Source organism: Bradyrhizobium iriomotense (genome assembly GCF_018130765.1).
Taxonomy (GTDB): Bacteria; Pseudomonadota; Alphaproteobacteria; order Rhizobiales; family Xanthobacteraceae; genus Bradyrhizobium; species Bradyrhizobium iriomotense_A.
In genome coordinates this window covers 70,729-83,783 of sequence record NZ_JAFCJZ010000024.1, presented here as the reverse complement: position 1 = coordinate 83,783, position 13,055 = coordinate 70,729, and the positions used below count along the sequence as shown (strand labels likewise).

Below are 13,055 nucleotides of genomic sequence, written 5' to 3'. Positions count from 1 at the left end.
CTCTCCGGGAGATTTCAGCTCAACCAGAACTTCGGCGTCGCCGGCTCCAGCCTCCCGCCCACGCGCACCGGCGCAATTTTCAGCGCAAGGCCCGTTGCATCGTCCGTTTCCACGGCCACACCGCTGAGCGTCGCAACGCCCGCGGCCGGCTCGAAGCGGCTCGACGGAATCCCTGACGTGAACCTGCGCAGCGGTTCTTCCTTCTGCATGCCGATGATGGAGTCGTAGTCGCCGGTCATGCCGGCGTCGGTCATGTAGGCGGTGCCGCCTGCGAGGATCTGGTGGTCAGCGGTCGGCACATGCGTGTGGGTGCCGACGACGAGGCTGGCGCGGCCGTCGCAGAAGAAGCCGATGCCCTGCTTCTCGCTGCTCGCCTCGCAATGGAAATCGACGACGATGGCGTCGGCGGCAACGCCGAGCGGACAGGCCCCTAACTCGCGCTCGAGCGCGGCGAAGGGATCGTCGAACGGGGTCATGAAGACGCGGCCGAGCGCGTTGACGACGAGGGCGTGCTTGCCGTTCTTGGTCTCAACCAGAGCGGCGCCGCGGCCGGGCGTGCCGCGCGGATAGTTCGCGGGACGCACAAGGCGGTCGGCGCGCTCGATGAACACCAGGGCTTCACGCTGGTCCCAGGAGTGGTTGCCGAGCGTCACCGCATCGGCGCCGGCATCGAGAAACTCCTGATAGATCGCTTCCGTGATGCCGAAGCCGCCGGCCGAATTCTCGCCGTTGACCACGACGAGATCGAGCGACCAGTCCTTGACCATGCCGGGCAGATATTCGGCGATGGCACTGCGGCCGCTACGGCCGACGACATCACCCACGAAGAGAATGCGCAACTTCAGAACTCCGGAAATCGAACACGTCGGATTCCGTTAGCACATAATCCAGCGCCACGTCGTGCGATAGTGCCGGAACTGCCTCGATCTCCTGGGCTGCAAACGCAAGGCCGATACCGACGATGTGCTTGGCCTTGCGCAAATGTGCGAAGGTGAAATCGTAATGGCCCGCGCCATAGCCGATGCGATGGCCGAGGCGGTCGAAGGCGGCGAGCGGCGTCAGCATGATGTCGGGGATCACTTCAGCCGCTGCAGGCGACGGCTCGGGAATGCCGAGCGGGCCGAGCATCAGCCGGTCGTTCGGATGGAAGATGCGGAAGATCAGCGACTGGCCGCGCGCGGTGACGCAAGGCAGCGCCAGCCTGGCGCCCTGCTCCGCGAGCTTCGTCAACAGCGGCATCGGATCGATCTCGCTGCGGATCGGCGAATAGCCAGAGACGATGCTGCCGGGCAGCAGCTCGAACGGCAGCCCGCGCTTGGCGAGTTTTGCGGCCGCAGCCGCGCGCTTCTTCTCGCTCAGCGCATCGCGCTTGGCGAGGGCTTTGGCACGGAGCTCGGCTTTGGAGTTGGTCATGCACGTTTTCCCCCGAAGCGGAGCTCTGCTCCGCCGCCATCACCCGCGAGGCGAGCGATCCGATATTGCAGAAACGCCAGTGCAAGAACCTCGACGCCGCGGCATGACACCGAGCCTCAATTGAACCGCAAGCGTGTCGGGGACGCAATTTGGACAGGCACGAACCAGAAGGAAACAGTGCGAAGCCGCGTACGCCGTTGAAGCACTCGATCCCGGAGTTCCCTACGAAAGTAGGTGGGCACCATATGTCCGGGCCCACGGGCCCGACCAGGGACAGTTCCCTAAAGGATCGATAAGGCCCCGGGGATATATGGCTCCTGACGCACGTCGCAGCTTCGCCCGGGCAATGTAACAACGATACTGACGAATCGCCAGCCCGGCGCATGGCGCGGGATGGTGTTTGGGTTAGTTGCTCGCGCCGCGGGCTCCCCTAACCTCTCCCGCTTGCGGGAGAGGTCGCGCCGAAGGCGCGGGTGAGGGCTCTCTCCTCTTGGGGGTTCTTCGTTGTCGAGACACCCTCTCCCCAGCCCTCCCCCGCAAGCGGGGGAGGGAGCGCACCTCCCGCGTGGAAGCAATGGGGCCTGGGCCTTCTGCAGTCCCTACCCGATCGCAATGCCGTTGCCGACGGTCCGGTTCAGAACCTGGGTCGACTTCTCGATGCGTTCGGCGGCGGCGTTCAACGCGTTCACCACTGCGGTCTGGGTCATGCGGGCGCGCTCGACGGCGGCGTTGCGGAAATCCCGGAGCTCGGTCAACTCCTGCTCGAGGGTTCGGACACGGTTGCTGGTGTCGACCAGCTCGTCGCAGACGGTCAGCGCGGCCATCACGGTGAGGCGTGCATCGCCGATCTCGCCGAATTTTCCGCGCAGCGACTGGATGCGTGTCTCCAGGGTTTCGGCGAGCTTGAGCAGCCGCACCTCCTGGCCCTCCTCGCAGGCCATGCGGTATTGCCGGCCGTTGATGGTGACGTTGATGTGGCTCATCCATCCTCTCCGGTATCGAGCACCGAGCGTATCGTGACGATCGCGGAATCCAGCCGGTCGGAGATCTCGCGATTGGTGCGCTCGAGCTTGCGCGCCTTCACCAGCGCGCCGTCGAGCTCGTCGGCTAAACGCGAGCGGTCCGCACCGAGCGCCTGGATTCGCGCCGCGAGCTCGTTCTCGTCGCGATCGGCATCGCGCCGCCGCTCGACCGCGCTTTCGAGCGCGTCGAGCGCCGCCATGAGCCTGCGGGTCGCGATCTCGATCTCGACGGCAGAGGACTCCGTCATGGCAGAGCTGTTGGACACGCGATCGTTCATGTAGTCAGCGGCGGAACCTGGCGGCCTTTGCCCAGTGGCCTTTCCCTGGAGCTTGCCGTCCGGCAAAAGACTCGGTTCGGCAAGCGGTTAGAAGCAGAAATTTACGTGGCAAGCTAGCCAAGCGCAACGCCGCCCCGAAATTGTGCACCGTTTGTCGGGGGCATGACCTCGTCGGAAAACCGGACGCCACACTTCCGGGTCATGCCGTAAGCAACTTTTACCGCCGCCATGGCGTTTGATTGCCTTGGACTCCCGGAACCGAGGTGCTATCCAGCCCCCCATCTCCCGTGGCCGCCAGGCGCGATCCGGCGCGGCGCGCACGGCCATCAAGCGCCTCATTTCAGACGGATTTTCATCATGATGCAGCTCGACGCCACCCGTATGGCCCATACGCAGGTCGATGCCACCCGTATGGCCAATGCAATCCGCGGCCTTTCGATGGACGCTGTCGAGAAGGCCAAATCGGGCCACCCCGGCCTGCCGATGGGCGCCGCCGACATCGCCACGGTGCTGTTCACGCAATTCCTGAAATTCGACGCCGCCGCGCCCGCCTGGCCGGACCGCGACCGCTTCGTGCTGTCGGCCGGCCACGGCTCGATGATGCTCTATTCGCTGCTGTATCTCACCGGCAATGCCGAGATGACGCTGGACCAGATCAAGCAGTTCCGCCAGGTCGGCTCGCTCACCCCCGGCCATCCCGAGAACTTCCGCACCAGGGGCATCGAGACCACGACCGGCCCGCTCGGCCAGGGCATCTCGACCGCGGTCGGCATGGCGCTCGCCGAGAAGATGCTCGCCGCCGAGTTCGGCAAGAAGATCGTCGACCACCACACCTATGTGCTCGCCTCCGACGGCGACCTGATGGAAGGCGTCTCGCAGGAAGCGATTGCGATGGCCGGGCACTGGAAGCTCAACAAGCTGATCGTGCTTTATGACGACAACGGCATCTCGATCGACGGCCCGACCTCGCTCGCCGATTCCGTCGACCAGGTGAAGCGCTTCAAGTCCGCCGGCTGGGCCGCCGAGAAGATCGACGGCCAGGACCAGGCCGCGATCGCCGCAGCCATCACCCGCGCGAAAAAATCCAACAAGCCGACGCTGATCGCCTGCCGCACCACCATCGGCTTCGGCGCGCCGAACAAGGCCGGCACCTCGAAGGTGCACGGCGAGGCGTTAGGGGCCGACGAGCTCAAGGCCGCCAAGGAAAATCTCGGCATCTCGCTGGAGCCGTTCGCGGTCGCCGATGACGTGCTGAAGGCCTGGCGCGCAGCCGGCAGCCGCGGCGCTTCCGCGCGTCAGGAATGGGAAGCACGGCTCGGCGAACTCGGCAGCCGCAAGCGCGCCGAGTTCGAGCGCCGCCTGCGCCATGAGCGTCCGGCCTCGCTCGCAAAGGCGCTGAAGACGCACAAGAAGGAGCTGCTGGAAAAGCCGCTCGTTGCCGCCACGCGCAAATCGTCGGAAGCGGCGATCGAGGCGATCGCCGCCGCAATGCCGATGGAATTTTTGGCGGGCTCGGCCGATCTCACCGGCTCCAACAACAACAAGGCGAAGTCGGCGACCGCCTTCTCGGCGAAGACGCCGAAGGGCCGCTTCATCCATTACGGCATCCGCGAGCACGGCATGGCCGCCGCGATGAACGGCATTTTCCTGCACGGCGGCTTTGCGCCGAACGGCGCGACCTTCCTCGTCTTCACCGACTATGCGCGTCCGGCGATGCGCCTTGCCGCGCTGATGGGCGCCGGCGTCGTCTACGTAATGACCCACGATTCCATCGGCCTCGGCGAGGACGGCCCGACCCATCAGCCGGTCGAGCATCTCGCCGCACTGCGCGCCATGCCCAACATGCGCGTGTTCCGCCCCTGCGATTCCATCGAGGTCGCCGAGTGCTGGGAACTGGCGCTGAACCGCGTCGACGGCCCGACCGTGCTGGCGCTGACGCGGCAGAACCTGCCGCAGCTCCGTACCACCGCACCAAACGACAATCCCTGCGCCGCCGGCGCCTATGAGCTGGTTCCGGCGCAGGGCGAAGCCAAGGTGTCTCTGTTCGCGTCGGGCTCCGAGGTCGATATCGCAGTTGCCGCGCAGAAACAGCTCGCCGAGCGCGGCATCGCGTCACGGGTGGTGTCAGTGCCCTCGCTCGAGCTTTTGTTAGCGCAACCAGAAGCCAAGCGCGCCGCCATCATCGGCAATGCGCCGGTGAAGATCGCGATCGAGGCTGCAGTACGCTGGGGCTGGGATGCCGTGATCGGCCAGGATGGCGAATTCATCGGCATGCATTCCTTCGGCGAAAGTGGCCCTGCAAAGGAGCTTTACAAGCATTTCGGCATTACCGCCGAGGCTGCGGTTAACGCTGTGCTGAAGCGCGTCAGCTGAGAGTTGAGCTTGTCAAAAAAAAGGACTACGTAACGTCTCATATGATCAAGCACCGCCCGGCCGAACCGGGCGTCCGCCCCTAAAAAACCCTCGCAGGCGCGCAAAGCGCGTTGTGCGGGACGACAACGGTCATTGAAGGAGACGAAACATGGCAGTCCGCGTCGGAATCAACGGTTTTGGCCGCATCGGCCGCAACGTGCTGCGGGCTATCGCCGAGTCAGGCCGCAAGGACATCGAGGTCGTCGGCATCAACGATCTCGGCCCGGTCGAGACTAACGCCCATCTGCTCCGTTTCGACAGCGTCCATGGCCGCTTCCCCGGCACCGTGACCGTCGATGGTGACTCGATCAACCTCGGCGGCGGCAAGATCAAGGTGACCGCCGAGCGCGATCCCTCGAAGCTGCCCTGGAAGGATCTCGGCGTCGACATCGCGCTCGAGTGCACCGGCATCTTCACCTCGAAGGACAAGGCCTCCGCACATCTGACCGCCGGCGCCAAGCGCGTGCTGGTCTCCGCGCCCGCCGACGGCGCCGACGCCACCATCGTCTACGGCGTCAACCACGAGACGCTGACCAGGGATCACCTGGTCGTCTCCAACGGTTCCTGCACCACCAACTGCCTCGCGCCGGTCGCCAAGGTGCTGAACGATCTCGTTGGCATCGAGACCGGCTTCATGACCACGATCCACGCCTATACCGGCGACCAGCCGACGCTGGACACGCTGCACAAGGATCTCTACCGCGGCCGCGCGGCTGCGATGTCGATGATCCCGACCTCGACCGGCGCCGCCAAGGCGATCGGCCTCGTGCTGCCGGAACTCAAGGGCAAGCTTGACGGCGTCGCGATCCGCGTGCCGACCCCGAACGTCTCGGTCGTCGACCTCAAGATCGTCGCCAAGCGCGCGACCGATGCGAAGGAAATCAACGCGGCGATGAAGCGTGCCTCAGAGCAGCAGCTCAAGGGCATCCTCGGCTACACCAGCGCGCCGAACGTCTCGATCGACTTCAACCACGATCCGCACTCCTCGACCTTCCACGAGGACCAGACCAAGGTGCAGAACGGCACGCTGGTGCGCGTGATGTCCTGGTACGACAATGAGTGGGGCTTCTCGAACCGCATGGCCGACACCGCCGTCGCGCTGGCGAAGGTGATCTAAGCAAGGTCGCGTGTCCCGGACGCGGTGCAGCGCGCTTGCGCTGCTCCGCAGAGCCGGGACCCATCTTCCCGCGTAGGTCCCGGTTCTGCAGCGCACCGCTTCGCGCTGCGCGGCACCCGGGACAAGAGAGAGTGTCCCATGACCAACAAATTCCGCACCCTCGACGACGTCAACGTGAAGGGCAAGCGCGTGCTGCTGCGCGTCGACCTGAACGTGCCCATGGACAACGGGCGCGTCACCGACGCAACCCGGCTCGAGCGCGTCGCGCCGACCATCACCGAAATCTCGGACAAGGGCGGCAAGGTCATCCTGCTCGCGCATTTCGGCCGGCCGAAGGGGCGCGATGCCAAGGAGTCGCTCAAGCCGGTCGCTGAAGCGCTGTCGAAGGTCGTGAACAAGCCCGTCGCCTTCGCCGATGACTGCATCGGCGAGCCCGCGGCCACAGCCGTTGCAGCCCTGAACGACGGCGACATTCTCTGTCTCGAAAACACCCGCTTCCACAAGGAAGAGGAAAAGAACGATCCCGCCTTCGTCGCGGAGCTCGCCAAGCTCGGCGACATCTGGGTCAGCGACGCCTTCTCGGCCGCGCACCGCGCCCACGCCTCGACCGAAGGCCTCGGCCACAAGCTGCCGGCCTATGCGGGCCGCACCATGCAGGCCGAGCTCGATGCGCTGGAGAAGGCGCTGGGCTCGCCGACCAAGCCTGTTATCGCCATCATCGGCGGCGCAAAAGTCTCGACCAAGATCGACCTCTTGGAAAACCTCGTGACCAAGGTCGACGCGCTGGTGATCGGCGGCGGCATGGCCAACACCTTCCTGCACGCCCAGGGCGTCGCGGTCGGCAAGTCGCTGGCCGAGAAGGACCTCGCGCCGACCGCGCTGCGCATCATGGAGAAGGCGGAAGCCGCCAACTGCGCGATCATCCTGCCCGTGGACGCCACCGTCGCCTATCATTTCGCGGCGAACGCGCCCTCGCATGCCTACGGGCTCGATGCGATCCCGGCCGACGGCATGATCCTCGACGTCGGCCCGCAATCGGTCGTGCGCGTCCAGGCCGCGATCGACGATGCGGCAACCTTGGTCTGGAACGGCCCGCTGGGAGCCTTCGAGCTGCAGCCGTTCGACCGCGGCACTATGGCGGCCGCCAAGCACGCCGCCGAGCGCACCAAGGCGAAAAAGCTGATCTCGATCGCGGGCGGCGGCGACACGGTCGCGGCGCTCAACCAGGCCCATGTGGCCGGTGACTTCACCTATGTCTCGACCGCCGGTGGCGCATTTCTTGAATGGATGGAAGGCAAGCCCCTGCCCGGCGTCGAAGTCCTGCGCATCAACTAGCCCGTCGGCAAGTCATTAGCGGCCCAAGACCCAAACGGAGAAAAACACACATGGCTCGGATCACGTTGCGTCAATTGCTCGACCATGCGGCGGAGAACGATTACGGCGTACCGGCCTTCAACATCAACAATATGGAGCAGGCGCTGGCGATCATGGACGCGGCCAACCAGGTCGACGCCCCCGTCATCATCCAGGCCTCGCGCGGCGCGCGCTCCTACGCCAACGACATCATGCTCAAGCACATGATGGACGCGGTCACCGAGATCTATCCGCATATTCCGGTCTGCGTGCATCTCGACCACGGCAACGAGGCCGCGACCTGCATGACCGCGATCCAGGCCGGCTTCACCTCGGTGATGATGGACGGCTCGCTCAAGGCCGACGGCAAGACGCCGGGCGACTGGGGCTACAATGTCGGCGTCACCAAGACCGTGACCGACATGGCCCATCTCGGCGGCATTTCGGTGGAGGGTGAGCTCGGTGTGCTCGGCTCGCTCGAAACCGGCATGGGCGACAAGGAAGACGGCCACGGCGCCGAGGGCAAGCTCAGCCACGACCAGCTCCTGACCAATCCGGACGAGGCCGTGAAGTTCGTGCAGGAGACCAAGGTCGACGCGCTTGCGATCGCGATGGGCACCTCGCATGGCGCCTACAAGTTCACCCGCAAGCCCGACGGCGACATCCTCGCCATGAACGTGATCGAGGAGATCCATCGCAAGCTGCCGAACACGCATCTCGTGATGCACGGCTCCTCCTCGGTGCCGCAGGACCTGCAGGACATCATCAACGCCTATGGCGGCAAGATGAAGCCGACCTGGGGCGTGCCGGTGGCCGAGATCCAGCGCGGCATCAAGCACGGCGTGCGCAAGATCAACATCGACACCGACAACCGCATGGCCATGACTGGCCAGATCCGGAAAGTCCTCAAGGACAATCCGGAAGAGTTCGATCCGCGCAAGTACCTGAAGCCGGCGATGGAAGCGATGACCAAGCTGTGCAAGCAGCGCCTGCAGGAGTTCAACACCGCAGGGCAAGCCTCCAAGATCAAGAAGGTGCTGACCACCGCCGAGATGGCCAAGCGCTACGCCAAGGGCGAGCTCGACCCGAAGGTCGCGTAAGACCGCAGGCGCCTTCTCCCGTCATTCCGGGGCGCGCGGAGCGCGAGCCCGGAATCCGTGGTTACCACCATCGACGCGGATTAATGGATTCCGGGCTCACGCCAAGGGGCGCGCCCCGGAATGACCGGTCTCCCCCCTTTACCCTGCGACGAACGTTAACTCGGCAATTGCCCGAGAACGGTCTATTTTCACGGGCAAGGGCAGAATCGTTTTGGGAGGACCTCTCGATGAATCTGACTGAGCTCAACAGGATCGCGACCGCCATGGTCGTATCAGGCAAGGGCATCCTTGCCGCCGACGAATCCTCCGGCACCATCAAGAAGCGCTTTGACGCGATCGGCGTGGAATCGACCGAAGAGAGCCGCCGCGACTATCGCGAGATGCTGTTCCGATCGAAAGAGGCCATGAGCCAGTATATTTCCGGCGTGATCCTCTATGACGAGACGATCTGGCAGACGGCCGCGGACGGCACGCCCCTCATCAAGCTGATCGAGAGTAGCGGCGCCATCCCCGGCATCAAGGTCGACGAGGGCACGCAAGCCCTGCCGATGTGCCCGGGTGAGCTCGTGACCGTCGGGCTCGACAAGCTCGCCGAGCGGCTCAAGAAATATTACGAGCGCGGCGCGCGCTTTGCCAAATGGCGCGGGGTGATCGACATCGGCGGCGGCATCCCCTCGATGACGGCGATCAGCGTCAACGCCCACGCGCTGGCCCGCTATGCCGCGCTGTGCCAGGCCGCGCAGATCGTGCCGATCGTCGAGCCTGAGGTGCTGATGGACGGCGACCACGACATCGACCGCTGCTATGACGTCACCCAACGCGTGCTCAATAAGACGTTCCAGGAATTGCGCGTGCAGCGCGTCGCGCTCGAAGGCATGGTGCTGAAGCCGAACATGGCGATCTCAGGTAAGAAGTCACCGAAGCAGGCCTCCGTTGAGGAAGTCGCGGAGAAGACGATCCGATTGCTGAAGGCCTGCGTGCCGGCGGCAGTCCCCGGCATCGCCTTCCTCTCCGGCGGCCAGTCGGACGAGGAGGCGACCGCGCATCTCAACGCCATGCACAGGCTCGGCCCGCTGCCCTGGGGCCTGACCTTCTCCTACGGACGCGCCCTGCAGGCGGCGCCGCAGAAGGCCTGGTCGGGCAAGGCCGAGAACGTCGGGGCCGGACAGCGCGCCTTCAGCCATCGCGCCCGGATGAACGGCCTCGCCTCCACGGGCGAATGGCAAAGCAGCCTGGAAAAGAAGGCAGCCTAGATCTTGTCGAACAAACCGCCTCCGCCGCGCCCAGCGCCGCGTCTCTATCTCGCGACGCCTGTCGTCGATGATCCCGCCCCCCTCGTCGCCGAGCTGCCGGGCCTGCTCGCCGCCGCCGACGTCGCGGCCGTGTTGCTGCGCCTGAAGGAAACCGACCAGCGCACCATGACCTCGCGCATCAAGGCGCTGGCGCCGCCGGTGCAGAAAGCGGGCGCTGCGCTGCTCGTCGACGGCCATCCTGAGCTCGTCGCACGTGGCGGCGCCGACGGCGCACACCTGCCCGGCATCGCTGCGCTAAAAGAGGCGCTGCCATCGCTCAAGCCCGATCGCATCGCCGGCGTCGGCGGGCTGACGACGCGGCACCATTCCATGGATGCGGGCGAGATCGGTGCCGACTATTTGCTGTTCGGCGAGCCCGACGCGAAGGGCCAGCGGCCGTCGTCGCAGGCGATTGCCGAGCGGCTCGACTGGTGGGCCGAGCTGTTCGAGCCGCCCTGCGTCGGCTTCGCGACGTCGCTGGAAGAGGCCTACGATTTCGCGGCCAGCGGCGCCGATTTCGTGCTGGTCGGCGAGTTCATCTGGGCCGATCCGCGCGGACCCAAGGCTGCGCTGATCGAGGTAGATGCTGCGATCAAGAAGGCCCATGCGACGGCGCTTGGCGGCCAAGATACCGGTCAGGAGCACGGCTAGCGGCCCGACATGAAGCTCCCGCGCATCACCATCCTGGCCACGCTGCTGCTCACGGCGCCCGCGGCCGCACAGCTCCAGATCACGCCGCCGGCCACGACACCGAGCCCTCCGGCCGAGAAACAGAAGCCCAAGGCGCCTCCGCCCGCCAAGAAGAAGGAGGCCGCGCCGGCGCCAAAGCCTTCGGCCTCGCCCAAGCCCGCCGCTTCCCCCAAGCCGGCCGCTTCTCCAAAGCCTCAGTTGCCTGCAACCGTGATCCCGGCGCCGCCGACCGACACGCCCGGTATCGACCTGGTGTTCGGCGCCTACCAGCGCGGCCAGTACAAGACCGCGTTCGAGCTCGCCACCGCCCGCGCTGCAGCCGGCGATCCGAAGGCGATGACCATGCTCGGCGAGCTCTATTCCAACGCCATGGGCATCCGCCGCGACTACGCCAAGGCGCTGGAATGGTACAAGCGCGCCTCCGACGCCGGCGACCGCGAGGCGATGTTCGCGCTCGCCATGCTGCGCATCTCCGGCCGCGGCGGCCCGGTCGACAAGGGAGAGGCGGTCAAGCTGATGGCCTCCGCCGCCAAGCTCGGCGAGCCCAAGGCAGCCTATAACCTCGCGCTGCTTTATCTCGACGGCCAGACCCTGCCCCAGGACGTCAAGCGTTCGGCCGAGCTCCTGCGCCAGGCTGCGGACGCCGGCCTGCCCGAGGCGCAATACGCGCTCGCGACCTTCTACAAGGAAGGCACCGGCGTGCCGAAAGACCCGGAGCGCGCGGTACGGCTGCTCCAGGCCGCCTCGCTCGCCGACAATGTCGATGCCGAGGTCGAATACGCCATCGCCATGTTCAACGGGACCGGCACGCCGAAGAACCAGCCGGCGGCTGTCGCGTTGCTCCGCAAGGCGTCCCGCCAGGGCAGCGCCGTCGCGCAGAACCGCCTCGCCTGGGTGCTGATCAACGGCATGGGCGCGCCCATGGACAAGGTCGAAGGCTTCAAATGGCACCTGGTGGCCAAGACCGCCGGCAAGGGCGATCCGGAGCTCGACAAGCAATTGTCCGATCTGCCGGCCGAGGACCGGGCCAAGGCGGAAGCCGCGGCCAGAAAATGGCTCGGGACCAAATGACTTGACCTTGCGGCCTCCGCAGGGCACCCAATCCCTCAAACAGGCGCGATTTCGTGCCAATTCCCCCGATCAAGACCTAGAGCACATGCTGTATTCCGCCACTATCAACGTCATGGTCAAGGCCGCACGTCGCGCCGGCCGCAGCCTCAAGCGCGATCTCGGCGAGATCGAGCATCTCCAGGTCTCGCTGAAGGGGCCGGCCAATTTCGTCTCGCTCGCCGACAAGCGCGCCGAGGAGATCCTGTACCAGGACCTCGCCAAGGCCCGCCCCGGCTACGGCTTCATCGGCGAGGAAGGTGGCACCCGCGAGGGCACCGACAAGAGCCACACCTGGATCGTCGATCCGCTCGACGGCACCACCAACTTCCTGCACGGCATCCCGCAATTCGCCATTTCGATCGGCCTGGTCCGCGAGGGCACGGTGATCGCCGGCGTGATCTACAACCCCGCCAATGACGAGCTCTACATCTCCGAGCGCGGCAAGGGCGCCTTCCTCAACGATCAGCGCCTGCGCGTCGCCGGCCGCCGCCAGCTCAACGAATGCGTGGTGGCCTGCGGCCTGCCCCATATCGGCCGCGGCGACCACGAGGAATTCCGCCGCGAGATGACCGCGATCCAGGACCGCGTCGCGGGCCTCCGCCGCTTCGGCGCCGCCTCGCTCGACCTCGCCTTCGTCGCCGCCGGCCGCCTCGACGGCTATTGGGAGCGCGACCTGCAATCCTGGGACATCGCCGCCGGCATGCTGATGGTGCGCGAAGCCGGCGGCACCGTGAGCGACATCGCGACACCGGGCGATCCGCTGGTCACGGGGCACGTCGTGTGCGGCAATGAGTTCGTGCACGGGGAGCTGGTGAAGATTTTAAGGAAGTAACGGGGTGTAACGTCCCCCGTCACGTCCCTGACGATCAGTACGGTCTGCGGGACACGATTGTACCGGGACCGTGCGTTGCGTACCTCAGGCCCGCTGCGTTCAACCAACGCGTCTATGTGCAAACGCAGAAGGGATCATTTTCATCGCAATCGCAATCGTCCAAATGCTTGGCGAGGCTTGGATGCTTAGCGACGAAACTCTTCAGCTTCTGGAACCTGCTATGGCTCATCTTGACGAAGACAGCTTCCTTAGGCTTGCCCAGCGCTTTTCGTAGACCTTCCGCGACGTCCGCCTTGTCGGCTGCTTTTGCAATCTTGTCGGCTGCTTTTGCAATTTTCAACAGGCGATGCTGTCCGACATGCACCGTCCCTTTCGCCTTCTTTGCCGACTTCTTTTTCTTCCCGGGTTTCTTGGCCATCTAGTCAATCCTCCTTCG

13 protein-coding genes and 1 other RNA gene are annotated in these 13,055 nt (G+C 65.5%); 8 read left to right on the top strand and 6 right to left on the bottom strand.

All coding sequences use genetic code 11. The annotated features are described in order from the left end of the window. Positions 1 to 14: 14 nt before the first annotated feature. The 5 genes from JQ635_RS31845 to JQ635_RS31825 form a co-directional block, all read right to left on the bottom strand. Positions 15 to 839 (bottom strand): TIGR00282 family metallophosphoesterase, encoded by an 825-nt coding sequence (locus JQ635_RS31845; protein ID WP_211413740.1) that lies wholly within the window; start codon positions 837 to 839, stop codon positions 15 to 17. Next, on the bottom strand, positions 817 to 1,413 hold the full coding sequence (locus JQ635_RS31840) for a 5-formyltetrahydrofolate cyclo-ligase (RefSeq protein WP_211413739.1): 597 nt from the start codon (positions 1,411 to 1,413) through the stop codon (positions 817 to 819). Before JQ635_RS31840 ends, JQ635_RS31845 begins: the two co-directional genes overlap by 23 nt. Positions 1,414 to 1,591: 178 nt before the next feature. Continuing rightward, a non-coding RNA gene (gene ssrS, locus JQ635_RS31835) (6S RNA) lies at positions 1,592 to 1,752 on the bottom strand. A gap of 260 nt (positions 1,753 to 2,012) precedes the next feature. Further along, a complete protein-coding gene (locus tag JQ635_RS31830; protein WP_060737138.1) occupies positions 2,013 to 2,396 on the bottom strand; it encodes a cell division protein ZapA in 384 nt (127 codons plus the stop codon). After that, positions 2,393 to 2,713 (bottom strand): DUF4164 domain-containing protein, encoded by a 321-nt coding sequence (locus tag JQ635_RS31825; protein ID WP_020608063.1) that lies wholly within the window; start codon positions 2,711 to 2,713, stop codon positions 2,393 to 2,395. The genes JQ635_RS31830 and JQ635_RS31825 overlap by 4 nt, the downstream gene beginning before the upstream one ends. 357 nt (positions 2,714 to 3,070) lie before the next feature. Between JQ635_RS31825 and tkt the strand changes: the two genes are divergently transcribed. The 8 genes from tkt (at position 3,071) to JQ635_RS31785 (ending at position 12,619) form a co-directional block, all read left to right on the top strand. Further along, positions 3,071 to 5,086: a transketolase gene (gene tkt, locus JQ635_RS31820; protein WP_211413738.1), complete on the top strand. Its 2,016-nt coding sequence runs from the start codon at positions 3,071 to 3,073 to the stop codon at positions 5,084 to 5,086. A 148-nt stretch (positions 5,087 to 5,234) separates the two neighbouring features. Beyond that, complete coding sequence (gene gap / locus JQ635_RS31815; protein ID WP_211413737.1) at positions 5,235 to 6,242, top strand: type I glyceraldehyde-3-phosphate dehydrogenase; 1,008 nt, start codon at positions 5,235 to 5,237, stop codon at positions 6,240 to 6,242. Positions 6,243 to 6,380: 138 nt separating this feature from the next. Then, complete coding sequence (locus tag JQ635_RS31810) at positions 6,381 to 7,577, top strand: phosphoglycerate kinase (protein WP_211413736.1); 1,197 nt, start codon at positions 6,381 to 6,383, stop codon at positions 7,575 to 7,577. Positions 7,578 to 7,627: 50 nt separating this feature from the next. Then, positions 7,628 to 8,695 carry a class II fructose-bisphosphate aldolase gene (gene fba / locus JQ635_RS31805; RefSeq protein WP_018646692.1) on the top strand — a complete coding sequence of 356 codons (1,068 nt, stop codon included), beginning with the start codon at positions 7,628 to 7,630 and terminating at the stop codon, positions 8,693 to 8,695. Between the two features lie 227 nt (positions 8,696 to 8,922). Beyond that, positions 8,923 to 9,948 carry a class I fructose-bisphosphate aldolase gene (locus JQ635_RS31800; RefSeq protein WP_211413735.1) on the top strand — a complete coding sequence of 342 codons (1,026 nt, stop codon included), beginning with the start codon at positions 8,923 to 8,925 and terminating at the stop codon, positions 9,946 to 9,948. A 3-nt stretch (positions 9,949 to 9,951) separates the two neighbouring features. Continuing rightward, complete coding sequence (locus tag JQ635_RS31795) at positions 9,952 to 10,638, top strand: thiamine phosphate synthase (RefSeq protein ID WP_211413734.1); 687 nt, start codon at positions 9,952 to 9,954, stop codon at positions 10,636 to 10,638. Positions 10,639 to 10,647: 9 nt separating this feature from the next. Beyond that, on the top strand, positions 10,648 to 11,748 hold the full coding sequence (locus JQ635_RS31790; protein WP_211413733.1) for a tetratricopeptide repeat protein: 1,101 nt from the start codon (positions 10,648 to 10,650) through the stop codon (positions 11,746 to 11,748). 85 nt (positions 11,749 to 11,833) lie between these two features. Next, complete coding sequence (locus tag JQ635_RS31785) at positions 11,834 to 12,619, top strand: inositol monophosphatase family protein (protein ID WP_211413732.1); 786 nt, start codon at positions 11,834 to 11,836, stop codon at positions 12,617 to 12,619. A 112-nt stretch (positions 12,620 to 12,731) separates the two neighbouring features. On the opposite strand, the gene JQ635_RS31780 is transcribed toward JQ635_RS31785, so the two are convergent. Beyond that, the gene (locus JQ635_RS31780; protein ID WP_211413731.1) at positions 12,732 to 13,037 is read right to left on the bottom strand and encodes a hypothetical protein; all 306 of its coding nucleotides are present in this window, start codon (positions 13,035 to 13,037) and stop codon (positions 12,732 to 12,734) included. Positions 13,038 to 13,055 lie beyond the last annotated feature (18 nt).

Coding starts and splice junctions, on each gene's coding strand:
- JQ635_RS31830 (WP_060737138.1), bottom strand. CDS start 2,396: ATGAGCCACATCAACGTCACCATCAACGGCCGGCAATACCGCATGGCC.
- JQ635_RS31800 (WP_211413735.1), top strand. CDS start 8,923: ATGAATCTGACTGAGCTCAACAGGATCGCGACCGCCATGGTCGTATCA.
- JQ635_RS31825 (WP_020608063.1), bottom strand. CDS start 2,713: ATGAACGATCGCGTGTCCAACAGCTCTGCCATGACGGAGTCCTCTGCC.
- JQ635_RS31810 (WP_211413736.1), top strand. CDS start 6,381: ATGACCAACAAATTCCGCACCCTCGACGACGTCAACGTGAAGGGCAAG.
- fba (WP_018646692.1), top strand. CDS start 7,628: ATGGCTCGGATCACGTTGCGTCAATTGCTCGACCATGCGGCGGAGAAC.
- JQ635_RS31785 (WP_211413732.1), top strand. CDS start 11,834: ATGCTGTATTCCGCCACTATCAACGTCATGGTCAAGGCCGCACGTCGC.
- tkt (WP_211413738.1), top strand. CDS start 3,071: ATGATGCAGCTCGACGCCACCCGTATGGCCCATACGCAGGTCGATGCC.
- JQ635_RS31840 (WP_211413739.1), bottom strand. CDS start 1,413: ATGACCAACTCCAAAGCCGAGCTCCGTGCCAAAGCCCTCGCCAAGCGC.
- gap (WP_211413737.1), top strand. CDS start 5,235: ATGGCAGTCCGCGTCGGAATCAACGGTTTTGGCCGCATCGGCCGCAAC.
- JQ635_RS31790 (WP_211413733.1), top strand. CDS start 10,648: ATGAAGCTCCCGCGCATCACCATCCTGGCCACGCTGCTGCTCACGGCG.
- JQ635_RS31780 (WP_211413731.1), bottom strand. CDS start 13,037: ATGGCCAAGAAACCCGGGAAGAAAAAGAAGTCGGCAAAGAAGGCGAAA.